Annotated in this window: 21 protein-coding genes; 12 read left to right on the plus strand and 9 right to left on the minus strand. The window is 54.9% G+C overall.

The window, feature by feature from the left end; all coding sequences use genetic code 11:
• The first annotated feature begins 432 nt into the window (after positions 1-432).
• The 4 genes from ACTU44_RS00485 to ACTU44_RS00500 all read left to right on the plus strand — a co-directional run bounded on the left by ACTU44_RS00485 (position 433) and on the right by ACTU44_RS00500 (position 5,440).
• Positions 433-1,398, plus strand: coding sequence for a TAXI family TRAP transporter solute-binding subunit (locus ACTU44_RS00485; protein WP_114096149.1), 966 nt, complete (start codon positions 433-435; stop codon positions 1,396-1,398).
• Positions 1,395-1,904: a DUF1850 domain-containing protein gene (locus tag ACTU44_RS00490; protein WP_462096390.1), complete on the plus strand. Its 510-nt coding sequence runs from the start codon at positions 1,395-1,397 to the stop codon at positions 1,902-1,904. The genes ACTU44_RS00485 and ACTU44_RS00490 overlap by 4 nt, the downstream gene beginning before the upstream one ends.
• Positions 1,905-1,909: 5 nt before the next feature.
• Complete coding sequence (locus ACTU44_RS00495; RefSeq protein WP_462096391.1) at positions 1,910-3,925, plus strand: TRAP transporter permease; 2,016 nt, start codon at positions 1,910-1,912, stop codon at positions 3,923-3,925.
• A gap of 204 nt (positions 3,926-4,129) precedes the next feature.
• Complete coding sequence (locus ACTU44_RS00500) at positions 4,130-5,440, plus strand: MFS transporter (protein ID WP_462096392.1); 1,311 nt, start codon at positions 4,130-4,132, stop codon at positions 5,438-5,440.
• A 345-nt stretch (positions 5,441-5,785) separates the two neighbouring features.
• Here the strand turns inward: ACTU44_RS00500 and ACTU44_RS00505 are convergent, their stop codons facing one another.
• A complete protein-coding gene (locus tag ACTU44_RS00505) occupies positions 5,786-5,968 on the minus strand; it encodes a hypothetical protein (protein WP_114096153.1) in 183 nt (60 codons plus the stop codon).
• Between the two features lie 140 nt (positions 5,969-6,108).
• Between ACTU44_RS00505 and ACTU44_RS00510 the strand changes: the two genes are divergently transcribed.
• On the plus strand, positions 6,109-7,092 hold the full coding sequence (locus ACTU44_RS00510; RefSeq protein ID WP_336079455.1) for a LysR family transcriptional regulator: 984 nt from the start codon (positions 6,109-6,111) through the stop codon (positions 7,090-7,092).
• Between the two features lie 4 nt (positions 7,093-7,096).
• On the opposite strand, the gene ACTU44_RS00515 is transcribed toward ACTU44_RS00510, so the two are convergent.
• A complete protein-coding gene (locus ACTU44_RS00515) occupies positions 7,097-7,651 on the minus strand; it encodes a GNAT family N-acetyltransferase (protein ID WP_462096393.1) in 555 nt (184 codons plus the stop codon).
• Positions 7,651-8,577: a methionyl-tRNA formyltransferase gene (gene fmt / locus ACTU44_RS00520; RefSeq protein ID WP_462097423.1), complete on the minus strand. Its 927-nt coding sequence runs from the start codon at positions 8,575-8,577 to the stop codon at positions 7,651-7,653. Before fmt ends, ACTU44_RS00515 begins: the two co-directional genes overlap by 1 nt.
• Before the next feature lie 105 nt (positions 8,578-8,682).
• Between fmt and ACTU44_RS00525 the strand changes: the two genes are divergently transcribed.
• Positions 8,683-9,669, plus strand: coding sequence for a methyltransferase type 12 (locus ACTU44_RS00525; protein ID WP_462096394.1), 987 nt, complete (start codon positions 8,683-8,685; stop codon positions 9,667-9,669).
• A 67-nt stretch (positions 9,670-9,736) separates the two neighbouring features.
• Here the strand turns inward: ACTU44_RS00525 and def are convergent, their stop codons facing one another.
• Together def and ACTU44_RS00535 are read right to left on the minus strand one after the other, a co-directional pair.
• On the minus strand, positions 9,737-10,255 hold the full coding sequence (gene def / locus ACTU44_RS00530) for a peptide deformylase (RefSeq protein ID WP_114096158.1): 519 nt from the start codon (positions 10,253-10,255) through the stop codon (positions 9,737-9,739).
• Between the two features lie 153 nt (positions 10,256-10,408).
• Positions 10,409-11,914 (minus strand): DNA recombination protein RmuC, encoded by a 1,506-nt coding sequence (locus tag ACTU44_RS00535; RefSeq protein WP_114096159.1) that lies wholly within the window; start codon positions 11,912-11,914, stop codon positions 10,409-10,411.
• Between the two features lie 496 nt (positions 11,915-12,410).
• Between ACTU44_RS00535 and acs the strand changes: the two genes are divergently transcribed.
• On the plus strand, positions 12,411-14,354 hold the full coding sequence (gene acs / locus ACTU44_RS00540; protein WP_336079463.1) for an acetate--CoA ligase: 1,944 nt from the start codon (positions 12,411-12,413) through the stop codon (positions 14,352-14,354).
• A 104-nt stretch (positions 14,355-14,458) separates the two neighbouring features.
• On the opposite strand, the gene ACTU44_RS00545 is transcribed toward acs, so the two are convergent.
• Entirely contained in the window at positions 14,459-15,394 is a 936-nt protein-coding gene (locus ACTU44_RS00545; protein ID WP_114096161.1) for a LysR family transcriptional regulator, read from the minus strand.
• A gap of 99 nt (positions 15,395-15,493) precedes the next feature.
• On the opposite strand from ACTU44_RS00545, the gene ACTU44_RS00550 reads away from it, so the two are divergent.
• Both ACTU44_RS00550 and ACTU44_RS00555 read left to right on the plus strand, forming a co-directional pair.
• Positions 15,494-15,817, plus strand: coding sequence for a nuclear transport factor 2 family protein (locus ACTU44_RS00550; RefSeq protein WP_462096395.1), 324 nt, complete (start codon positions 15,494-15,496; stop codon positions 15,815-15,817).
• Positions 15,817-16,596 carry an SDR family oxidoreductase gene (locus ACTU44_RS00555; protein ID WP_462096396.1) on the plus strand — a complete coding sequence of 260 codons (780 nt, stop codon included), beginning with the start codon at positions 15,817-15,819 and terminating at the stop codon, positions 16,594-16,596. The genes ACTU44_RS00550 and ACTU44_RS00555 overlap by 1 nt, the downstream gene beginning before the upstream one ends.
• Before the next feature lie 110 nt (positions 16,597-16,706).
• On the opposite strand, the gene ACTU44_RS00560 is transcribed toward ACTU44_RS00555, so the two are convergent.
• Complete coding sequence (locus ACTU44_RS00560) at positions 16,707-17,684, minus strand: SDR family NAD(P)-dependent oxidoreductase (RefSeq protein ID WP_462096397.1); 978 nt, start codon at positions 17,682-17,684, stop codon at positions 16,707-16,709.
• 93 nt (positions 17,685-17,777) lie between these two features.
• Between ACTU44_RS00560 and ACTU44_RS00565 the strand changes: the two genes are divergently transcribed.
• The 3 genes from ACTU44_RS00565 to ACTU44_RS00575 all read left to right on the plus strand — a co-directional run bounded on the left by ACTU44_RS00565 (position 17,778) and on the right by ACTU44_RS00575 (position 21,435).
• Positions 17,778-18,767 carry an AraC family transcriptional regulator gene (locus ACTU44_RS00565; protein ID WP_462096398.1) on the plus strand — a complete coding sequence of 330 codons (990 nt, stop codon included), beginning with the start codon at positions 17,778-17,780 and terminating at the stop codon, positions 18,765-18,767.
• Positions 18,768-19,059: 292 nt separating this feature from the next.
• A complete protein-coding gene (locus tag ACTU44_RS00570; RefSeq protein ID WP_336079471.1) occupies positions 19,060-20,550 on the plus strand; it encodes a SulP family inorganic anion transporter in 1,491 nt (496 codons plus the stop codon).
• Between the two features lie 30 nt (positions 20,551-20,580).
• Positions 20,581-21,435 (plus strand): universal stress protein, encoded by an 855-nt coding sequence (locus tag ACTU44_RS00575; RefSeq protein WP_114096167.1) that lies wholly within the window; start codon positions 20,581-20,583, stop codon positions 21,433-21,435.
• Between the two features lie 86 nt (positions 21,436-21,521).
• Here ACTU44_RS00575 and ACTU44_RS00580 read toward each other — a convergent pair whose 3' ends face one another.
• Complete coding sequence (locus ACTU44_RS00580; RefSeq protein ID WP_336079475.1) at positions 21,522-22,118, minus strand: hypothetical protein; 597 nt, start codon at positions 22,116-22,118, stop codon at positions 21,522-21,524.
• A 160-nt stretch (positions 22,119-22,278) separates the two neighbouring features.
• Positions 22,279-23,238 (minus strand): Hsp33 family molecular chaperone HslO, encoded by a 960-nt coding sequence (hslO, locus tag ACTU44_RS00585; protein WP_114096169.1) that lies wholly within the window; start codon positions 23,236-23,238, stop codon positions 22,279-22,281.
• Positions 23,239-23,353 lie beyond the last annotated feature (115 nt).

A 23,353-nucleotide genomic window follows, 5' to 3' on the forward strand; every position in this document is an offset into this window, starting at 1 on the left:
AAATCCTCAGATCGGCAATATTATGCCGATTTCTCAATTAAGCCCAAAATAAGTATTTGATTTTAAATAATATTTTTTATTCCTGTTTTGGCATACTCATTGCACATTCGAGTACCAAAATGATAAAATGACAAAAACACAGGGAGGAGATTCAGACAGCCAGCCCGATCCGGGTTTTCCAGATGGCTGTTTTGTATATCAACTCTCTGACATGATTTCATCGACCTGCCAGAATTGCTTTGTGCGCAGCTGGCGTCGAACGGAACCGGAAGCGACCAGGCTTCATGTCATCATGACAGCCACACCGGACATCCGTGAAATCCAAGAATAACAGGCCATGACAATTGGCCGGTAAAGAACGTGAAGAACCGTATTCTGTAGCGATCTTTGATTAATTGGACATTAGAAGTGTTAACCCTAGGGAGGACTACCATGAAGCTACGTACTCTGCTTTCCGCAGCAGCCGCAGCCATGATGCTGACCGCTACTTCTGCTTCAGCACAGCAGCTTTCGATCGCAACCGGCGGGACCGGCGGCGTTTATTATCCGTATGGCGGTGGCCTTGCGGAACTGATCACGAAATATATTGATGGTTCAAGTGCCGTTGCCGAAGTTACCGGTGCATCTGTTGAAAACATGGGTCTTGTTTCCCGTGGCGACAGTGACATCGCAATCGGTCTGGCCGATACCGTTTATGCAGGTTACACCGGAACCGGCAAATTCGAAGGCCGCACCCTTGATAACGTGCGCGCACTGGCTTCGATCTATCCGAACGCTGTTCAGCTCGTTACCCTTGCCGATAGCGGCATCAACAGCCTTGCCGACCTTAAGGGCAAGCGCGTTTCTGTTGGCGCACCGGGTTCGGGGACCGAAGTTTCGGCCAAAACCCTGCTCGAAGCCAATGGCATCACCTATGATGACATCGAAGAGCAGCGCCTGAACTTCAACGAAACCGCTGATGCAATCCGCGATGGCGACATCGATGCCGGTTTCTGGAGCGTCGGCCCGCCCACAAGCTCGATCCTGAACCTTGCAACCACGCGTAACATCAAGCTGATCGCGCTGACCGATGATGAAATCCTCGCAGCACTTGATGCAGAACCGACCTTCGCACCCTATGCCCTGCGCAAAGGCATCTACGAAGGCGTAACCGCACCGGTTAACACCATTTCGACCCCGAACGTTCTGTTCGTAAGCGACGAAATGGACGAGGAACTGGCTTATCAGATTACCAAGACCCTGTTTGAAAAGGTCGACGAACTGATCGCCATCCATCCGGCAGCCAACGATACCACCATTGACTTCGCACTGGGTTCGACCCCGATCCCGATGCATCCGGGCGCCCTTCGTTACTATGAAGAAACCGGTTTCCCGATCCCGGAAAAACTGCGTCCATGATTTCGCAAAAGGTTGGGCGGCCTCTTTTGGCCGCCCTTCTTCTCTCGATCACAGCCTGTGCTGGCCCTGCCAGCCAACAGGAAGTCAAACCCGGCACCACCGTCGATCATCTTGAAGTTATCGGCCCGGATGGTTCGGTTCTCGCAAGGACCGACATTCCACGACAGACCGGCTGGTGCCTTTACTGGAATCATTCTGTTACCGGTGATGGCGTGATCGACTGTTACATAGACGATCTCGGCAAGATGGTTCTTCATCGCGCCTATCAACCCGACTTCGCGGCAGGACTGGGACATTTCCCCGGTCGTGGGATACTGACCAGCGCCGAAGGCGGTGGATACTGGATCGAAGATATTGATGAACCTGTAGCGGGCAACGCCTATGTGCTGCGCGTCGGGTCTCTTGCAGTTAATCACCGTATCGTCACAGCCGATGGTGACGAAATATATCTTTCAAAGATGGCTGAACACACACGTGTCACCATCCGCCTTGATACCGGGGAATAAGTTTAATGTCTGAACCGGCACCGTTTCCGTCCATGACGGACAAACTGCCACAACCCAAGATGGTTGTGTTGGCAATTTCGATTGTTGCTGTCGCACTCTCCCTGTTCCAGATGTATGGCGCCGGGATCGAGCCGCTTGGTCTGTTTTATCAGCGCAGCATCCATCTTGCCTTCGTCATGTTCCTTGCCTTCCTGATGTTCCCGGTATTTGGCAGCAACAAGAAGCGCGGCGCACTCGGATGGATGATTGATATCGCCTTCCTCGCCGGTGCCTTTACGACAGGCTTCTATCTATCCTTCTATCTGGATGCGATCATCAATCGCGCCGGTTTCTGGAGCAACACCGACCTGATCATCGGTGTGATTGCAACCGTGACCGTGCTCGAAGCAAGCCGCCGTGCAGTCGGCCTTGGCATGACCGTGATCGGCGTTGTCGCCATCATCTATGCCCTTTCGGGTCCGCGTGGCGCACTTCCATGGCTTGGCGAATGGCTTCCGGGCATTCTGGCCCATCGCGGTGCCGATATTGATCGCCTTGTCGGTCAGCTCTACCTTGGTCAGGAAGGCATCTATGGCCTGCCGATGGGGGTTGCTGCGACCTATATCTTCATGTTCGTGCTGTTTGGTGCCTTCCTTGAAGTCACCGGGGCGGGCAAATTCTTTATCGACATGGCCTATGCCGCCACGGGTAAAAAGGCCGGCGGCCCGGCCAAGGCTGCGGTTCTGGCATCGGCCGGGATGGGATCTATCAGTGGATCGGCAATTGCCAACGTTGTGACAACCGGTGCCTTCACCATTCCGCTGATGAAGAAACTCGGTTACCGCCCGGCACAGGCCGGTGGTATTGAAGCTGCGGCATCCACGGGCGGCCAGATCACCCCGCCCCTGATGGGTGCTGGTGCCTTCCTGATTTCCGAATATACCCAGGTGCCCTATCTCGACATCGTCATGATCTCGATCTTCCCGGCGATCCTGTATCTCGGAACGGTTTATCTGTTCGTCCACATCGTCGCACTCAAGAACGGCATGCGCGGCATGCCGGTCGAAGAACTGCCTGACTGGCGCGAAGTTCTCAAGGAAGGCTGGCAGTTCATCCTGCCGCTTGGCATTCTGATTTATCTGCTGGTGCTCAATATCTCGCCGATGCGCGTCGGCTTCTGGGCCATCATTTCGGTTATGGCGGTTGCAGCCCTGCGTTATGCCCTTTGGTATTTCGTGGTCGCTCCGCAAAATGGTGAAAAGCCGACCCATGACGGGCTGAAACAGGCCATCAAAAAGGGCATCGCGATTACCATCGCCGCTCTTGAACTTGGTGCGAAAAACGCCGTTGCCGTTTCGATGGCTTGTGCGGTTGCCGGGATCATCGTTGGCGTTGTCGGTCTGACCGGCCTTGGCCTGAAATTCTCGTCGATGATGATCGCGTTTTCTGGCGGCAACATCGTTCTCGCCCTTGTACTGGTTCTGCTGGCCAGCCTGATCCTCGGCATGGGTCTGCCGGTGACGGCATCCTATATCGTTCTGATCGTTCTGGTCGGTCCGGCACTGTCGAACGAGTTCGGTATCCCGCTTCTGATCGCCCATCTCGTGGTCTTCTGGTACTCGCAGGACAGTAACGTGACACCACCCATTGCGCTGGCGGGATTCGCGGGGGCGGCAATCGCCAATGCAAGCCCCATGGAGACCAGTATTCAGGCCTGGAAATTCGCCAAGGGCCTGTATCTGATCCCGGCCTTCATGGTCTTCAATCCGGAAATCATCGAAGGTGGCGCAATCGAGATCGTTCTGTGGACCGGCTTTACCGCCATCCTGTGTCTGGTCGCCTTTGCTGCTGCCCTTGAAGGCTATCTGTTTGATCATATGGATGTGATTTCGCGCATCGTGATCGTTCCGGCAACGATTGGCGTGTTCTACCCCGACGTCAAAGCTGAAATTGCCGGCACCGTCGTCCTGCTTGTGGTTCTTGGCTTTAACTGGTGGAAAAGCAAAAAGAACGGCGCAACGCCAAGCGCTGTCACCAGCTAGGCGCCACCTGACAGACCTTTGAACAAAGCCCGCAGCCTCACCCCTGCGGGCTTTTTCTTTGGGGCGGTTCCCTTCAGGTCAACATTCATTCACCCTACCCGACCGGGCAGTAGACCGACCGGAATTGAATCGATACAGTATTACTCATACAAATAAATCCTGCTTCTGAACGCGCCCCTTTTAACTCCGGAAACATCATCTTCCATGCAGTTTATTCTTCTGCTGCGTCAGGCCCCAAGGCAGCTTGCCTTTGGCGTATTACACAGTTTCGGCTCTTCCTTTGGTCAGACCTTTCTGGTTGCGCTTTTTGTTCCGTTCATTTCCGCAAGCCTCGGTCTGAACGCGACCGAGTTTGCCAATATCTATGCCGGAATCACGATTGGCAGCGCACTGTGTCTGCCGGTCGTCGGGCGCTGGATCGACAAGGTCGATATCCTGTCCTACAGCCTTGCCACCTTGGGGCTTCTTGCCCTTGGTTGTGTGATGATTTCGGTTGCCAGCAATGTCTGGATGCTGATTGCCGCCCTGTTTGTCCTCCGCCTCGCCGGGCAGGGATTGATGAGCCATGTCAGCATGACCGGCATCGCACGCTATTTCAGCAAGCATCGCGGGCGCGCCCTTGCGATCGCAAGTTTCGGCTTTCCACTGGCCGAGGCGATCCTTCCGGCGACACTTCTCGCACTGATTGCCACCGTCGGCTGGCGCTATACCTATGCCGGGTCGGCGGCCTTTATCGTGGGGGTGTTGATACCGGTTGCCATTCTGCTGATCCGCGGTGATCAGAAATTCCGTGCCGCGCCGGCTCGCAAGGACAAAACTACCCCCAAAACCACATCCGCAACCAATGGCGAGTCGCAAGCCGCCCTTAACGCCGATAACAGCAATGATCAGGCCTCGCCATCCGATCCGGAACATCCCCGCCTGTTCAGATCGCTTTATGTCTGGTTCTGTATGCCGATGCTGGCTGCACCGCCCCTGATCATGACCGCCCTGTTTTTCCATCAGGGGACGATTTCAAGTCATAAGGATATTGATCTTGGCTGGTTTGCGGCGGGATTTACCGTTTTTGCCGTGACATCGGTGATGGGGGCCTTTGGCAGCGGTCCGCTGATTGACAAACATTCCGCGCGCCGACTGTTTCCCTGGCATCTGATCCCGATGATGCTGGGAATTGTTGTCCTTGCATCAACCACTCAACCCTTTGTCATTCTGATTTATATGGGTCTGGTCGGTATTACCGTCGGTTTTGCCACCACCCTGCGTACCGCCATCATCCCGGAACTGGTGCCGCTTGATGAAATCGGGGCGGTGCGTAGCACCCTGACCGCTGTGATGGTGCTGGCCTCCGCCATGGGACCGGCGATTTATGGCTGGATGTTTGCCGCCGACATTTCCATTGAGGTCATGCTGATGGCCACCCTGATTGTCATGGCCGTGATCAGCATCCTGTCCTGGCTGTCCGAACGTCCAGGCTTCTACGTCCCGCCGGGCATCAGCCCACAGGATTCGCAATAGCCGGGCGGCTGGCAAACAGCCGCTCCGCAGACCACAAGACAGGCAGGATCACCCGACACACAGGCGGATCGGGGCAGCCAGGCAAACAACATCCCGGGGGAACCCTTAGCAGTCGATACGATACCGCCCCACATGCTGCCGGGCCTGTTTTACGCTGCCCTTTGCAAAGACCGGTGCTGCCAATTGCCGAAAAAAAATGGCCCGGATCACAAAAGTGACCGGGCCAGTCGGGAAAACAGCGTCAAATAGGGAGGAAGACGCTAGATAGAAATCGGTAGTCCAGCGTGCGGGAGCACCTCTTGGGGAGGAAACTCAATCGGTGCTCAACCGCGCGCAATCGTCTGATCAGGCAGCACCGCCAACGGTACCGGCCGGATGCTTGATGTCGGATGCCTTGTCCGAACCTTTGAACAGGTTGCGGAAGAAGGAACCTACGAACTCAGCGCGCAGCTGCTGACCTTTACGTACACCTGCTTCAATTTCGGTGGCGGAGATGTAACGGGTGGTGATTTCTTCGTAAGTGGCCATGGTGACCTCCTAAAAATTTCGTTCGTTGCGACGCCGTGTCGCTCTCGATGAACTCAATCTAATTTTCTTTACCGGGAAAGAGAATTAGCTCAATATGCACATTACTTGTGAAAGAACGTCATAAATAGGAATGCCGAAATATGGATCGTGCCGCGGAAATGGAAATCTTTGTCCATGCCGTTGAAGAAGGAAGCTTCTCAGCCGCTGCAAGGACTATGCGTCTGTCCCCGTCAGCCGTGTCGAAATACATTTCCCGACTGGAAGACCGGCTGGGCGCGCGCCTGTTGATGCGCACCACCCGTCAGCTCAGCCTGACCGAGGAAGGCCGTGCCTTTTATGAACGCGCACGCACGATCTTAAACGAGATCGAGGAAGCCGAAGAAGTCGTCACCCAGCTTTATGCCGCTCCGCGCGGTACATTGCGCATCAATGCATCGGTTGCCTTCACCAAGATGCAGGTAGTCCCCCTGATCCCGGAATTTCTGGCCCGCTATCCCGATGTCCGGATCGAATTGACGCTTGATGATAAATTCACCGATCTGGTCAACGATGGTTATGATCTGGCCATTCGACTGTCCGCTCTTGAGGATTCGTCACTGATCGCGCGCAAATATGCGGTCAACCGCCGTATGATTGTTGCCTCGCCGGAATATCTCGAAAAGAACGGCATCCCGCGCAAGCCGCAGGATCTGGAAAACCATAACTGTCTGCATCTGTCATCGCGCGAAAGCTTTAACGACTGGCACTTTGAAACCCCGGACGGTCACGTGGCCTTCCGCGCACAGGGGTCGTTCTCTGCCAATGACGGTGACGTGCTTCACGAAGCAGTTTTGGCCGGTCTTGGCATGGCGCGTCTGGCTGAATATCTGGTTCATGAAGATATCCGTACCGGACGTCTCACCCCGGTTCTGACCGAATATGTCCATGATCAGGCATGGATTTCGGCGGTGTATCCGCATAAGCGCCACCTGTCGCCCAAGGTCCGCGCCTTTGTCGACTTTTTGGCCGAAAAATTCACCCCGGTCCCGCCATGGGAGCTTGGCTTCCGCGATGCCCGTTCTGTGCGTCGCCCCGCTGATGCCGCGCCCGCCGATGGCGGACCGACCGAACCGGCGGATCAATAAGGACCTAGAACGACAGGGCTTTCTGATAAGCCGCAAAGTCAAAGCGGAACTGATATTCCGACGAGGCACTAAGATCATCAAGAATGCGGCTTTCGCCTGTGCGCGCAAAGCCGCATTTTTCATAGAAGCGATGCCCCGCTTCAAACCGCGTATCGGTCCAGAGCATCACGGTTGCGCAATCCGGATGATTCTCCACCAACCATGCCAGCGCCTTGGCCATCAGTTTCTGGGCCATGCCCCGCCCACGGGTATCGCGATGCAGATAGACCTTGTGAAGTTCTGCTTCCCTGGTCGCCGCGTCATATTTAACACCAAAACACCCCAGAACCCGCGCCGCCGGATCAACCACAACCCAGATCCGCCCGTCGGCCTGTTTGAAATCATCGGCAATCGCATCAAGTTCGGGGAATTCGAGCCCGCGATCAAAGACGCAGCCGGGATATTCGGCAAAAACCCCCGCGATCAGGACCGCAATCGCGTCACCATCGCTGTTAAAGGCCGGACGAATGACAAGATCAGCCGGATTTGCGCGGTCCGGGCGTACAATATCCCCCGCCATCAGCCCAGAACCACGCCCTTTGCCAGTTTGTCATAACCGCGCAGTACCGCATCGGTATCCATCGCGGCCTTGCCCGGGCGCTGAATGCGGGTCGGGCGAAGCGCCCCGCTGCCACAACCAATTGTCAGGGCATCGTCAAGAATCTCGCCGACCGGACCGGACTGGTCGATCACTTCGGCGGCTTGCACCTTGATCCGTTCCTTGCCCAGTTCGAAATAGGCTCCCGGCCATGGCGTAAAGGCACGGATTTTCCGTTCCAGACTGGCCGCATCATCGGCAAAATCAAGCTTGGCCTCGGCACGCTCAAGCTTGGCGGCATAGGTCACGCCCTCTTCGGGCTGTCTGGTTGCCACAAGCTCTCCCTTTGGAAGCTTATCCAGCGCTTCAACAATCATCTCCCCGCCCAGTGCTGCCAGATCATCATGGAGCGCATTGGCATAGGTTTCAGCGGTAATCGGAATGTCTCGGATCAGAAGCATATCGCCGGTATCAAGCCCGACATCCATCTGCATGATGGTAACCCCCGTCGCCGCGTCGCCTGCCAGAATGGCCCGCTGGATCGGGGCCGCCCCGCGCCAGCGGGGCAACAGTGATGCGTGAATGTTCAGACAGCCATATTTCGGCGCATCAAGGATCGCCTTGGGCAGAATAAGCCCATAGGCCGCCACCACCGCAACATCGAGATCAAGATCGGCAAAGGCCTGTTTTTCCTCGTCGGACTTAAGCGATACGGGATGGCGAACTTCTATACCCTGCTCGGCGGCCCATCCATGAACCGGACTTGGCGTTTCCTTTTGACCACGGCCGGCCGGACGCGGCGGCTGGGAATAGACGCACACAACATCGTGCCCGGCTGCAACCAGATCCTTAAGTGCCACAAGGGCAAAGTCCGGAGTTCCCATAAAGGCAATACGCAGCTTGGTCATATCGTCACGTCCATTCATCACAAGATTGGGCATTCATCACAAGATCGGGGCAAGACCGGCGGTCTTTGCTATTCCAGGGCGGCAATTTGGCGCTATCTTGTCGAAATGACAAGCCAAGCCTTATTCAAACCGCGCAAATACCCGGTTGATCATATCTGGCACGCCGACTGGAGCATATCGGTCAAGGCCCGCTGGGTGGCCAAAGCCCGCCGGACAACAAGCGGCTGGCAAATACATGCGATCGAACCGGTCGGGATGCTGAACCAGTTTCGCCATTCCATGTCCGAGCATGGTCGGGACCAGCGCATCTGGCTGGGACTTGATATGCCCATCGGCTTTGCCCGCTACTGGTATGATGGCGCAAATATAGCCGACTTCAAGACACTCACGGATCTGCTATTTACCAAGGATTGGCGCGAATTCTCCGACGTCTGTGAAACCCGTGACCAGATTTCCCACCGGCGTCCCTTCTACCCTAAATCATCGGGCATCAAGGGCAGTGTAAAGCGCGAACATCTTGTTTCGGCGCTTGGGCTGTCTGATTTCACGGATCTGCATCGCCAATGTGAATTCCCGACCGACAAGCGCAATGCCGCCTGCCCGTCCTTCTGGACATTGGGGGCCAATCAGGTCGGCAAGGGCATGCTCCATGGTCTTGAACATCTGGTCATACCCGGATATCGCAACGGCTTTCATATCTGGCCGTTTGATGGTGATCTTGCAACCTGCTCTGCCCAACCCGGTGTCACGCTGATTGAAACATATCCCGGTGAGATCTATGACTGGCTGGGAATAAGTGAGTTAACTAAATCAAATCAGAAAAGCCGTGCAGATGCTGTCGAACATCTTTGCGTCTATGCCCCCGAGAACGGGATTGAAATAAGCCCTGCCGTCCTCGCCGACATCCAATCGGGATTTGGCCCGGAACAGGGGAAGGATGATGCGTTTGATGCGCTGGTTGGTGTTATGGGACTGATCCGGATCGCCGATGGCAAGCGTCCCGAATTTCTGCCCGATGATCCCTGCATCCGTAAGCGCGAAGGATGGATTGCCGGTCTTGATCCCGGCACACTCAAACGCCCGGGTAAATAAATCCGGACAAATAAAAAGGGCCGGATAACCGGCCCCTTTGCATCAGATCACAGTGTAATCAGCGTCATCAGGCAGACTTTTTAGTCTTCTGAAGCTTCTGGACCTTTTTCAGGATCATGTTGCGCTTGAGCGCGCTCAGATAATCGGTGAACAAAACACCGTCGAGATGATCAATCTCATGCTGGATGCAGGTCGCAAGCAGGCCTTCTGCCTCGATCTCATGTTCCTTGCCATTTTCATCAAGGTAACGCACGCCGACCTCGGCCGGGCGTTCAACATCGGCATATTGTTCCGGGATCGACAGACAGCCTTCCTGATAGACCGACGTGTCTTCGGACTCCCAGATGATCTCCGGGTTGATCAGTTTCATCGGCTCGGGCTTGTCCTTGTCATCGGATACATCCATGACGACAACGCGCTTCATCACACCGATCTGCGGTGCCGCAAGACCAATGCCCGGTGCCGCGTACATGGTTTCAAGCATGTCATCAAGCAGGGTTCTGATCTCATCATTCACGTCCGTGACCGGTTCGCATTCCTTTTTCAGGCGCGGGTCTGGAACGATAAGGATTTCACGCAGGGCCATGGGTCTCTGATCCGATTTCGAACTGAATTCTGGTCTGTATTATAGCGAATTTCGCGCTTCGAGATAAGGTTTCCCGACGTCCAAGTCAAGAAAGCTGGGCCAATTGATGGCGGGTATCAGCCATGTCACACCCGGTTGATACCCGATCCACCCTTATTCCTCGGCGGGATTGTCGTCCGGCCCGGCCAGAAGTTCCATCTTGGTAATGTCACGTACATGGGTTTCGGACGGGGCGGGTTCCTCGATCATGCGGTCATCGGCAACGATATGCTTTTCCTTAAGCTTCCTGGCCGACACCAGAACCGATCCTTCAAGCGAACCAAGCGTCTTGTTGTAATTCTTGACCGTGCTTTCAAGCGACTTGCCCATGGTGCTGAAATTCTTGGCAAGCGTGCCAAGACGATCAAACAGCTGCTGGCCAATCTCGCTGATATCGCGCGCATTTTCGGCCAATGCTTCCTGACGCCAGCCATATGCCACCGCCTTGAGCAACCCAAGAAGCGTGGTCGGGGTCGCAAGGATCACGCCATCGCGGAAACTGTCCTCGATCAAACGCGGATCGCGTTCAAGGGCCGCCGAGAAAAAGCTTTCCCCGGGCAGGAACAGCACCACGAATTCCGGGCTGTCGACCGACTTCCAATAGGATTTCTTCGAAAGGTCCGTGATCACCTTGCGCACATTGGTGACATAGGTCGCCATCAATGCTTCGCGGCGTTCATCGTCATATTTCTCGTCAATCGCCTCAAGATAGGCCGATGTCGGGGCCTTGGCATCAACCACAATGTTTTTCCCACCCGGCAGGTGAATGACCATATCGGGTTTCTGGATGCCCTCGTCGGTGTTGAAATGGACCTGCTCGTCAAAATCACAATGCTTGAGCATCCCGGCCAGCTCGACAATGCGCTTAAGCTGCAATTCGCCCCACTTGCCCGATACCGACGAGCTTGACCGCAAGGCCGAGCTCAGCGTCTGGGTTTCCTTCGAAAGCCGGTTCTGCGATTGCACCAGGGTTCCAACCTGCTCGCGCAGCTCGCCATAGGCTTCCTTGCGGTTTTTTTCAAGTTCGTTAACCTTGGTATCAAAGGCCTCAAGACGTTCCTTGATGGGTTTCACAAGGCCATCAATTGCCTGCTGACGTTTTTCCAGATCACCCTTCGCCCCTTCCTGCAAACGCGAAAAGTTTTCACGTGCAAGTTTCAGGAACTCGTCATTATTGACCTTGAGCGCATCGGATGACAGCGCCTTGAAACTATCAAGAAGCTTGGTCTTGGCATCTTCAAGCATCGCCAGTTTTTCAGCCGCCGCCTCGCGCTCTTTCTCAAGTGCGGTTTCAAGCTCCGATCCCTTTTCGCGCCAGTGATCAAGGGCAACACGCAGTTCCTTCATCTCGGCTTCAAGGATCGGCACCCGGTTGGCTGTGGTTTCGGCAATGGCCCGCTTTTCCGAACTTTCCGCGAGCTTGTCGCGCGTCACGGCCAGTTCTGCTGCCAGATCACGCCGGGTTGCTTCGGTCTGTTCAAGCTGGGATGCCAGCAATGCGGTGCGCGACTCTGTTTCGGCATTGGCGGCATCCTTGCTGCGTTTGATCATCAAGATGCAGAAAACCAGCGCCAGAACAGCCGCGCCAACCGCGCCTGCGGCCAAAGAAATCGGATCCATTGTCCCACCATCTGTTTATCGTCTGGACTCTTTGTATCTGTTTTGTTCCATCAAATCCAGAACCGAACAAAAATGAATGCGATCAAAACAGATCCGAATTTCTGTAAACCGTTGCTGGCATGAATGGAAATTTCAACTATATATCAACGGGATATTCAGGAACAATCGACGCCACCAACCAAACCTGTACGTCTTGATCTCATTCATCTACGCCGATACGCGGGTCATTTGCGCCCGAATTTCGGCAGGCAATCCGCCATATTGAGCAGTCCTAAAGTTGTATTCCCTGAATATCTTCTGCGCACTAGCATAGGGCGCAAGCGACAGGATCATTTTGTCCGCCCTGTATTCCGTAACGAAACAGGCACCGCGGCAAAACCGATCCCTGAACCGCACCGAAATACCGCATCGGGACAGACTCCTTTCCGACACACCGGAAACAGGAACCCCCACCCGGCGCATTACGAGACCACAGGAAACGAACAAGAGGCCACATATGTCTGCGAACGTTTATCCCGTCCCCGGCGACATCGCAAAGAATGCCCTGATCGACAAAACAAAATACGACGCCATGTACAAACAGTCGGTCGAGGACCCGGATGGCTTCTGGGGCGAACATGGCAAGCGCATTGACTGGATCAAGCCATACAGCAAAGTCAAAAATGTCAGTTATGACGCCAAGGATCTCTATATCAAGTGGTATGAAGACGGCACGCTGAACGTTGCCGCCAACTGCCTTGACCGCCATCTGGAAAAGCGCGGCGATCAGACCGCCATCATTTTCGAAGGCGATGATCCCAACGTTTCCGAACATATCACCTATCGCGATCTGTACGAGCGCACCTGCCGTTTCGCCAATGCGCTGAAATCGATGGGTGTTGGCAAGGGTGACCGCGTTGTCATTTATCTGCCGATGATCCCCGAGGCCGCTGTTTCCATGCTGGCGTGCGCGCGTATCGGTGCGATCCATTCCATCGTCTTTGGCGGCTTCTCGCCCGAAGCCCTTGCCGGTCGCGTCGAGGATTGCGGTGCGAAGGTTGTCATCACCTCTGACGAAGGCCTGCGTGGCGGTCGTGCGGTTCCGCTCAAGCGCAATGCGGACGAGGCGCTTTCTCATCCGGGCGTGAAATCGGTCGAGAAAATGGTCGTCGTCAAACGCACCGGCAAGGACGTTGCCTGGAACGACACCCGCGATGTCTGGTATCACGAAGTCTGCGCAGCGGCATCCGCCGACTGCCCGCCGACCGAAGTCAATGCCGAGGACCCGCTGTTTGTTCTTTATACCTCGGGCTCGACCGGCAAGCCGAAAGGTGTTCTGCACACCTCGGGTGGCTACCTTGTTTATGCGTCCATGACCCATCAGTATGTCTTTGATTACCATGAAGGCGATGTTTACTGGTGTACGGCCGATGTGGGCTGGGTGACCGGTCACAGCTATATCGTTTACGGCCCGCTGGCCAATGGTGCCACAACCCTGATGTTCGAAGGTGTGCCAAGCTATCCGGACGCATCGCGCTTCTGGCAGGTCTGCGAAAAGCACAAGGTCAACATCTTCTATACCGCACCAACCGCCATTCGTGCCCTGATGCGCGAAGGCGAACAGTGGGTAAACAAGGCCGATCTGTCCAGCTTGCGCATCCTTGGTTCGGTTGGTGAACCGATCAACCCCGAAGCATGGGAATGGTATCACGAGCATGTCGGCAAACGGAATTGCCCGATTGTCGATACCTGGTGGCAGACCGAAACCGGTGGCATCCTGATTACCCCGCTTCCGGGCGCAACCGACCTTAAACCGGGTTCGGCAACGCTTCCGTTCTTTGGCGTTCAGCCTGCCCTTCTTGATAACGAGGGCAAGGAACTGACCGGTGCGACCGATGGCAACCTTGTGATCAAGGACAGCTGGCCGGGTCAGATGCGTACGGTCTATGGCGACCATGAACGCTTCATCCAGACCTATTTCAGCACATTCGCCAATGTCTACACCACCGGCGACGGTGCCCGTCGTGACGATGACGGTTACTACTGGATCACCGGTCGCGTCGATGACGTGATCAACGTATCTGGTCACCGTATGGGCACGGCCGAAGTCGAAAGCGCGCTTGTCGCCCATTCCAAGGTTGCCGAGGCCGCCGTGGTTGGCGTTCCGCACGACATCAAGGGTCAGGGCATCTATGCCTATGTCACCCTTAATGCCGGTGAAGAACCGACCGAGGAGCTCCGTCTTGAGCTGGTCAAATGGGTCCGCAAGGAAATCGGCCCGATCGCAAGCCCGGACTTCATTCAGTGGTCACCGGGTCTGCCGAAAACCCGTTCGGGCAAAATCATGCGCCGTATCCTGCGCAAGATTGCCGCTAACGAATATGATCAGCTTGGCGATACCTCGACCCTTGCCGATCCGGGCGTGGTCGACGATCTGATCGAAAACCGCCAGAACCGCTAAGGTCCGATCCCTCAAGATCGATCCACACAGAAAGCCCGCCGAAATTTCGGCGGGCTTTTCTTATTCAATGGACCCGCACAAATCCCCGACGGACAAGATTGCCCTTACAGTTCGACTGGCGACACACCGTTTCTTTGCCCTGCACCCCGACGGCCAAGTTCACGCGCAAGCGCGATGAAAGCTTTGTGTCCTGCCGATAGGTTGCGGCGTCCGGGATAATAAAGACACAGCTCTGATAGTGGGAATGTCCAGTCCTCCAGAACGCGAACAAGTCTCCCTGATTCGATATCCGCCAATACGTCTCGCTCGATAAAGCATCCGACCCCGACACCTTCCAGAACTGCGGCCCGCGCCAGACTTGCCTCATCGAGCGTCACGGGTCCGTTCACATCAATCTGAACGGCTTCCCCATTCTTTTCGAACCGCCATCGAAAAACCGACCCGTCCGGCAAGCGAACACGAACACATTTGTGGTTCAAAAGATCAGGCGGAACCATTGGCTTGCCGTGATGCGCGAAATATTCGGGTGATGCAACGATGGCGTATTTTTGCGCATTGCCAAGCGGTACTGCAATCATGTCACTTGGAATGAGATCCCGGATGCGAACGCCAAGGTCAAAACCTTCCGCAACAATGTCAACCAGCCGCCCTTCCGTCACAACATCAACATGCATGTCCGGAAACCGCCGCAGATACTCGAACACAAGTGGCGAAATCACTTCGCGGGCTGCGAACGGGGCTGCATTGATCCGAATGGTGCCAGATGGCGTTTCGCGCTGGGAACGCACAACTTCAAGTGCATCATGCATGTTCTGAAGAACCGGGCCCACCTGTTCAACGAACAGTTTGCCTGCATCCGAAAGCGAAACACTGCGTGTTGTACGATTGAACAATCTAACACCAAGACCCGCCTCAAGCTTCCCGATGGCATGACTGAGCGCAGTCGTCGACACGCCCATGTCAACCGCCGCCGCCCGAAACGTTCCCCGTCTGGAAATTGCCATTACAGCATCCAGATCGTTCAATACGACACGATCCATTATCCCGATCCATTCATCACTATATGAAGAATTATCCTTATTGTTGATACAATATTTCAGGACTATCTGTCGAACAATCAATCACTAATACGGAGACAGATGATGGATATGCCTAATGCCGTGAAAACCTATTTCCGTGCTGATCAAGGCCAGAACGCCGATCTTCTGACCGACATTTTCTCATCAGACGCAATTGTTCATGACGAAGGTGAAAACCATACCGGCACGGGCGCAATACGCACCTGGTGGCTGGCGGCCAAGGCAAAGTACAACCATGTTGCCGAACCGATCGAGGCAAACACAAATGGCGACAGGGTCACCGTCCGCGCCAAGGTCAGTGGAACCTTCCCCAACAGTCCGGTCACACTCGATTATTTCTTCCACGTCAAAGACGGCAAGATCACCGAGATGGGTGTAGAATAATGACAGATTTTCTGAAACTTACCGGAAAACGCGTCCTGATAACCGGCGGCACAAAAGGTGCAGGCGCTGCAACCTTCCAACTGTTCCGCGACTTTGGCGCAAACGTGATCACTGCCGCACGTTCCCGCCCCGAAACCCTTCCCGAAGAAGCGTTTATCGCCGCCGATCTAACAACGGATCAAGGATGCATATCAGTCGCCGAAGCGGCACGGCAACGGCTTGGCGGGGTTGATATTATTGTCCACATGCTCGGCGGGTCATCTTCTCCTGCTGGCGGGTTTGGCGCCCTTTCAGATACGCACTGGCATCAGGAACTTGATTTGAACCTGTTTCCCGCGGTGCGTCTGGACCGACAGCTTGTTCCCGACATGATCAAACAGGGGCATGGCGTGGTGGTTCACGTCTCCTCCATTCAACGACAACTGCCGCTACCGGAATCGACAACTGCCTATGCGGCGGCAAAGGCCGCCTTGTCGACATACAGCAAGGCGCTTTCAAAGGAAGTCTCGCCCAAAGGTGTCCGGGTCGTGCGGGTTTCACCGGGCTGGATTGAAACAGAAGCCGCCGTGCGCCTGACCGAGCGACTGGCAGCCCAAGCCGGGACTGACTATGCAGGCGGCAAAAAGATCATCATGGACTCGCTGGGCGGGATCCCGCTTGGCCGTCCGGCCAGCCCCGAAGAAGTCGCCAACCTGATCGCCTTTGTCACCTCTGATCGTGCGGGCGCGATCACTGGTACAGAATATGTTATTGATGGCGGCACAGTCCCGACGGTTTGACCAAGCCCAACAGGGGCCCCGCCATTCAAGGCCTTTGTCCCGCATGCGACAAAGGCCCCCGAACAGGGCAGGCCCTTGCCATCGGGCTTTTTCCATCATCGACAAGCGCGTTACGAAAGACCAAAGCCGGTCAATTCTTCACTAAGCTTCCAAAGACGTTCGGCAATGTCGGCGTCACATGCCCAGGGCCGCACACCTTTACGTACGCCCTGATCCGTAATTGTTATCGGCGCAATGTTGCAATCTTCGCAATAAACCCCGCCTTTGTCTTCAAGCTCAGGACTGATAGCGCACCACATTGTGGTTGCCGCCCCCTGGTATATATTCTTTTTACCGTTTTCCGGATCGATGATGGGTATTCCGTTATCGTCGACAAACCCTGTTGCCTTGATTTGGTCATCCGTCATGAACTGGGCCAGATTGGTACTGACAATTCCACCCGGATGCAGCGAAAACGCCCGGATACCATCTGATTGTCCACGCCGATCAACTGCCATCGCAAACAACGCATTCGCAGATTTTGACTGCCCATAGGCTTCCCATTGGTCATATGCCCGGGACATGAAGTTCGGGTCATCAAAATCGACCTGACCACGGAAATGGCCGCGTGAAGAAACCGTCACCACGCGCGACGTACCTGCCATTCGCAACGCAGGCCACAAACCGACAGTCAGCTGAAAATGTCCAAGATGATTGGTTGAAAACTGTGCTTCAAACCCCCGGTCATCACGTATCAACGGACAAGCCATGATGGCCGCATTGTTGATCAAAATATCCAAGGACTGACCCGTCTGCGCAAACCACTGGCTGAATGCCGTGATTGACTCTGGATCCATCAGGTTCATCGGAACAATTTCCATGTTCAGATCCACATAAGGCTCGATTGCAGTTTGTGCCTTTTCAGGATTGCGGGCGGGCAAAATAACCTTCGCACCGGCCTGGGCCATAAGTCTGGCAACTTCTAAACCGATGCCGGAATAACCGCCCGTCACCACCGCGACTTTTCCGTAAAGATTGTGACCTTGGATAATTTCAGCAGCCGTCGAAGCTGCGCCAAATTTGCTCTGAAGTGGTGCCTGTTCTGTCATCTAGGGATCTCCTTTGTGAACAAGCCCCTTTGTAATGCATCTCAATTGTACTATTAATAATAATTGGTACATTAAACTTTCGAGATCGTACAAATGATAGGTGATCCACTCTCAAGCTCTCTGAAGCTTGTCAATGCAACTGCCATTCTTTCGGGCGGATTGAAGATTGGTGGCACCTGGGGGTTCTCGTTTCCACCACCAACCAAATTGAAATTCATCGCCATTGTCGAAGGTTGTGCTCAATTGCGGTTCTTCGATGATCCGGGTCTCATTACGCTCGAATGCGGTGATGTCTTGCTGTTAAATGGCGCGACTGGATTCACCATCTTCAGCGATCCTGATGTGACCCCTGTTGAAATCAGTTCCGTTTTTCGATCAGGGGAAAAAGCTGACAATATCTTGACGATCGGCCAGGACATCGATTTCTATTTAATCGGTGGCCATATTGATTTTAATCAGATCGGGCGAGATATCCTCGTCAACGCCCTGCCAAAACAACTCCTCATCCCGGCGAGCAACAGTGCGGCGGGGACGATCACCTGGTTGCTTCAGCATCTTGCACGGGAAATGGCAAACGAAAAGATCGGCAGCCAGATCGCCAGCACGCAACTGGCGCAGCTTGTTTTCGTACAATCCTTGCGGGCCTATATCGAACAATGTGACATGATCCCGGTGGGCTGGCTGCGGGGTTTGGCCGATAAACACATCGCACCTGCCTTGCACTTGATGCACGACGATCCGGCTTACCAATGGCAACTCGAAGAACTCGCTCATAAAGTCGGCATGTCCCGCACCGGATTTGCAGAACGTTTTCGCAAAACGGTTGGCGTCACGCCGCTTGGCTATCTGCGTAATTGGCGCATGCGCCTCGCTGAACAAGCTTTACGCGACACCAATGAAACAATCGCGACGATTGCCCTGTCTTTGGGTTACACCTCGGAAAGCGCCTTCAGCACCGCATTCAAACAGGTTATTGGTACCGCTCCGCGGAACTACCGCAGCGAAAACAAAACAGCGCCGCTGGATCTGACCGATTGGGCAAATAAAATGCCATTCCCCGACCATGTCGGCTTTGCCTCCTGACCTCTTGCAAACCTGCCGCCGGGAAATTGCCGGTTGTGTCAATTATGGAATTGCTATAAGAAAACCCCCGCTGCGACGCAGCAATATTGATCTTCCTGTGACGGACACCGGGCCGATGTAAGAACTGTTTCAATAAATTCCTGCCTGCGACCAGCCTGAAAAATTTCGGTGCCCATGTTGTCTGCGCGGCAGTGATGAAACAGCTATCCGCCCAAAGAATTTTCTGAAATGCCAATGAATTGCTTGTCCGCCGCATGGCGTGACAAAACGAAATAGTGACTGGAGAGAGTCTGTGAATACCGATTTGCTTCCGCGTTTGCGGGCTGAGTGGCTTGGCAACATTCGCGGCGACGTGCTTTCGGGCCTTGTGGTCGCCCTTGCCCTGATCCCGGAAGCCATTGCCTTCTCGATCATCGCCGGTGTTGACCCCAAGGTCGGGCTTTATGCCTCCTTCTCGATTGCGGTCATCACCGCGATCTTTGGTGGGCGTCCGGGCATGATTTCGGCGGCAACGGCGGCGACCGCGGTTCTGATGGGCTCGCTGGTACGTGAGCACGGGCTTGATTATCTGTTGGCGGCGACCATTCTTGCCGGTCTGATCCAGATGCTGGCAGGGGCGTTCAAGCTCGGCAATCTGATGCGTTTTGTTTCGAAATCGGTGATGACCGGCTTTGTGAACGCCCTGGCAATCCTGATCTTCATGGCCCAGTTGCCCGAACTGATCGGTGTGTCAAACATGACCTATGTGATGGTCGCGGGCGGCCTTGGCATCATTTACCTGTTCCCGCGCATCACCAAAATCATCCCGTCGCCGCTGGTTTGCATCATCGTTCTGACCATCATTTCGCTGTTCATTGATGGTGGTCTGCGCACTGTTGGCGATATGGGCGCCCTGCCTGATGCCTTCCCGGCGATCTATCTGCCGGACGTGCCGCTGAACCTTGATACCTTCCTGATCATCCTGCCCTATTCGGCGGCGGTCGCGGCGGTTGGTCTGCTTGAAAGTCTGATGACTGCCCAGATCGTTGATGATCTGACCGACACGACGTCGAACCGTACGCGTGAATGCTATGGTCAGGGGATCGCCAACTTCTTTACCGGTTTCATCGGTGGCATGGCCGGTTGTGCGATGATCGGCCAGTCGGTAATCAACGTCAAATCCGGTGGCCGTTGCAGGCTTTCGACCTTCCTTGCCGGTATCTTCCTTCTGATCCTGATTGTGGTGCTTGGCGATCTGGTCGCGATCATTCCGATGGCGGCCCTTGTTGCCATCATGATCATGGTATCGGTCGGCACATTCAGCTGGTCGTCGATCAAAAACCTGCGCGAACATCCGCGCAGCTCGTCCATCGTGATGCTGGCCACCGTGATCACGGTTGTCGGCACGCACAACCTTGCCATCGGTGTTCTGATCGGTGTCCTGCTTTCGGGCATTTTCTTTGCCTGGAAGATCGCGCAGATTTTCCGCATCACCAGCACGCTTTCAGCTGATAATACCCATCGCACCTATGAAGTCCGTGGCCAGATTTTCTTTGCCTCGGTCGAAGACTTCACCAAGGCATTCGATTTCCGCGAAGCCCTTGATAAAGTGACGATTGATGTCAGCCACGCGCATATCTGGGACATTTCAAGTGTTGCCGCCCTTGATATGGTCGTGCTCAAATTCCGCCGTGAAGGGGCCGAGGTCGAATTGATCGGTCTCAATGAAGCCAGCGAGACAATTGTCGATAAACTGGCCATCCACGACAAGCCCGGCGCGCTTGAACGCCTGATGGGCCATTAAGGCCACTGACCGGAAAAAGGGAAACGATCCATGACACATCTGATCGCACTGATTGACGGCTCGGGCTATTCGCAAAGTGTCTGTGACCTGACGCGCTGGGTGGCCGAACGCACCGATGCATCGGTTGAATTGATGCATGTGCTTGGTCGTCGTTCAGTCAGCTCGGAACCCGCTGATCTGAGCGGCAATCTCAAGCTTGGCGCACGTACCGCCCTGCTCAATGAACTGGCCGAGCTTGACGAGCAGAAAAACAAGCTCGAACTCAAACGCGGTCGCCTGCTGCTTGAAGACGCCAAAACCGGACTTGCAGAAGCCGGTCTTGCCAATGTCGGCACCAAGCTGCGCCACGGTGATCTAGTCGAAGCCATTGCCGAATTTGAAGGCGATGCGGACCTTATTGTGGTTGGCAAACGCGGTGAAGCCGCCGATTTCGCCAAGCTGCATCTGGGATCAAACCTTGAACGTGTGGTGCGTGCCGCCACCAAACCGGTTCTGGTCGCATCCCGCGCGTTCAAGCCGATCAACAAGTTCCTGATTGCCTTTGATGGCGGCGAAAGTGTGATGAAGGCCGTGCGCCACATTGCAGCGGGCAAACTGTTTGCCGATCTGCCCTGCACGCTTCTGTCGGTTGGCAAAGCCACCGATATCCTGCAGGAAAAGCTTGATCAGGCTGCCGCCATTCTACGCAATTCAGGTTATAGCGTTGATGCCGGCTTTGCATCGGGCGAGCCCGAAGACGTGATCAAGGCAAAGATCGAGGCCGATGACATCGGTCTTCTGGTTATGGGGGCCTATGGCCATTCGCGGATCCGCAACCTGATCATTGGCAGCACCACCACCGAAATGGTCCGGTCCTGCCATGTGCCGGTGATGATGTTCCGCTAGGTCAGCGCGAACTTCAATCATCAGACAAATAAAAAGCCCGGCAGTTCATCTGCCGGGCTTTTGTCATACAATTATTCTGATCCCGATCAATGCAGGATAAAACGCCCAAGATTGGCGTTGATCTGGCGTTCAAGTTCGCGATCCAGATCCATCAGAAGGGCAGCGGTCGCGTCATAGATCGCCTGCTCGCGTTCCGAGACCGACATCGATTCCGAAAGCGTGCGCGACCGTGCTGCCATTGCCTGTACTTCGCCCTTCTGAACGCCATTGGCATCAAGAAGTTCAAGCTTGGCAGCAACTTTCAGCTCGATCTTGTCGGACTGGTCATCCGTAAAGACCCCCTTGATGCCCTTGGTGGTTTTAAGGGCGCTGGAGATCACGGATGCCTCGGTCACGGAATAGCGCAGCATATCGCTGGTGCCCGCAGTCTGGATGCGGTCATCGGGCCAGTTCATTGCCATATTGCCAAGGCTGAATGGCAGGTCTGATGCAATCGATCCGTCTTCGGTATTGCTCCAGGCGGCGACCTTTTCAATCGGGCCTGCGGCAAAGACGATCGGCGTCAGATGCCGCCATGTCACATCCGGGTAATTTGCCACCGGTGCACTGGTGCAGGCTGCCATCAGGGCAAGTGCCGCACCCGCAACCACGGTACGCAGACCATTGATGGACAAAAGCTTCATGACTTCAAACTCCCCTGCCTTTTATTCAGATGCCGAAAACAACGTATAAAGTGCCAAAACAAAACGCCACCACGGCGTTTATAGCCATGGTGACGTTGCAAGATGATTAAGGCAAGGCTATGACGGCCTAACTGCCTGAAATTTAACAAGGGCCTTTGGATTACTCCGACGGCGTGTTCTCTGCCTTAAGGGCGCGCAGGTCTGCTTCACTAAAGCCGTAATGGGCATTGCAGAACTGGCAGGAAACGCCGACTTCGCCGGTATCCTCTTCGCGCATCGAAAGCAGTTCCTCAAGCGGATAGGACGCAAGCGCGCCTTCGATTTTCTCGCGCGAACAACGGCATTTGAACTGAAGGTTCGCCTGTTCGTAAACACGCGGCTCCTCATCATGGAACAGACGCCAGATCAGGTCATGGGCCGAAAGCGAGATATCAACAAGTTCGTTTTCGGTCGCACTGGCCATCAGAATGGTCGAACGGTTCCAGTCTTCGGCAATCTTTTCGGCCTGTTCCGGGTTTGCGGCATCGCCCGATGCGCTAACCGGCATTTTCTGCAGGAACAAGCCGCCAACCCACCAATCCGCCGTGGTTTCGCCAGAATGAACTTCAAGCTTGAACGATGTTTCAAGCTGTTCGGACTGACGGAAATAGGCTTCGGCACATTCCGAAAGCGTTTCGCCTTCCAGTGAAACAATGCCCTGATAGCGGTCATGACTACCACCCTGATCGACCGTGAAGGCGATATGGCCGCGTCCCATCAGTTTCAGGACCTTGCCGCGCAGTGCATCCTCGCCGCCTTCTTCCTCGGCAATCATGGCATTCAGGCGGGCCTCATCGACGCGCAGGCAGGCACGCACATTCCCGTCGCTGTCAACATCGACCACCATCATGCTGATCGGGCCGTCTGACGACGTCTGAAGGGTAAAAAGCCCCTCATATTTCAGCGACGATGACAGCAGCACCGCAAGCCCGATAATTTCGCCCAGAAGATGATTGGCAAGCGGCGGGTAATTGTGCTGGCCGATAATGGTCTGCACCGTCGGTCCAAGCCGCGCAAAGCGGCCACGGATATTGGAATGATCCAGCGTGAAAGGCTGGCAAAAATCGACTGCGATCTGCATGTTCGGCTTCCGGTGTTTTGCATGTTTGGGGCCGTATAACAATACCAACCCCGTGAGTCGAGGTGCTTTACCCCCTGCCCACTGCCATAATAAAGGGCGGCAACAGCCGCCCTTT

Source organism: Thalassospira sp. SM2505 (assembly GCF_054901115.1).

Excerpts from the sequence above, each read along its gene's own strand:
- ACTU44_RS00485 (WP_114096149.1), top strand. The coding sequence starts at position 433 with ATGAAGCTACGTACTCTGCTTTCCGCAGCAGCCGCAGCCATGATGCTG.
- ACTU44_RS00490 (WP_462096390.1), top strand. The coding sequence starts at position 1,395 with ATGATTTCGCAAAAGGTTGGGCGGCCTCTTTTGGCCGCCCTTCTTCTC.
- ACTU44_RS00495 (WP_462096391.1), top strand. The coding sequence starts at position 1,910 with ATGTCTGAACCGGCACCGTTTCCGTCCATGACGGACAAACTGCCACAA.
- ACTU44_RS00500 (WP_462096392.1), top strand. The coding sequence starts at position 4,130 with ATGCAGTTTATTCTTCTGCTGCGTCAGGCCCCAAGGCAGCTTGCCTTT.
- ACTU44_RS00505 (WP_114096153.1), bottom strand. The coding sequence starts at position 5,968 with ATGGCCACTTACGAAGAAATCACCACCCGTTACATCTCCGCCACCGAA.
- ACTU44_RS00510 (WP_336079455.1), top strand. The coding sequence starts at position 6,109 with ATGGATCGTGCCGCGGAAATGGAAATCTTTGTCCATGCCGTTGAAGAA.
- ACTU44_RS00515 (WP_462096393.1), bottom strand. The coding sequence starts at position 7,651 with ATGGCGGGGGATATTGTACGCCCGGACCGCGCAAATCCGGCTGATCTT.
- fmt (WP_462097423.1), bottom strand. The coding sequence starts at position 8,577 with ATGACCAAGCTGCGTATTGCCTTTATGGGAACTCCGGACTTTGCCCTT.
- ACTU44_RS00525 (WP_462096394.1), top strand. The coding sequence starts at position 8,683 with ATGACAAGCCAAGCCTTATTCAAACCGCGCAAATACCCGGTTGATCAT.
- def (WP_114096158.1), bottom strand. The coding sequence starts at position 10,255 with ATGGCCCTGCGTGAAATCCTTATCGTTCCAGACCCGCGCCTGAAAAAG.
- ACTU44_RS00535 (WP_114096159.1), bottom strand. The coding sequence starts at position 11,914 with ATGGATCCGATTTCTTTGGCCGCAGGCGCGGTTGGCGCGGCTGTTCTG.
- acs (WP_336079463.1), top strand. The coding sequence starts at position 12,411 with ATGTCTGCGAACGTTTATCCCGTCCCCGGCGACATCGCAAAGAATGCC.
- ACTU44_RS00545 (WP_114096161.1), bottom strand. The coding sequence starts at position 15,394 with ATGGATCGTGTCGTATTGAACGATCTGGATGCTGTAATGGCAATTTCC.
- ACTU44_RS00550 (WP_462096395.1), top strand. The coding sequence starts at position 15,494 with ATGATGGATATGCCTAATGCCGTGAAAACCTATTTCCGTGCTGATCAA.
- ACTU44_RS00555 (WP_462096396.1), top strand. The coding sequence starts at position 15,817 with ATGACAGATTTTCTGAAACTTACCGGAAAACGCGTCCTGATAACCGGC.
- ACTU44_RS00560 (WP_462096397.1), bottom strand. The coding sequence starts at position 17,684 with ATGACAGAACAGGCACCACTTCAGAGCAAATTTGGCGCAGCTTCGACG.
- ACTU44_RS00565 (WP_462096398.1), top strand. The coding sequence starts at position 17,778 with ATGATAGGTGATCCACTCTCAAGCTCTCTGAAGCTTGTCAATGCAACT.
- ACTU44_RS00575 (WP_114096167.1), top strand. The coding sequence starts at position 20,581 with ATGACACATCTGATCGCACTGATTGACGGCTCGGGCTATTCGCAAAGT.
- ACTU44_RS00580 (WP_336079475.1), bottom strand. The coding sequence starts at position 22,118 with ATGAAGCTTTTGTCCATCAATGGTCTGCGTACCGTGGTTGCGGGTGCG.
- hslO (WP_114096169.1), bottom strand. The coding sequence starts at position 23,238 with ATGCAGATCGCAGTCGATTTTTGCCAGCCTTTCACGCTGGATCATTCC.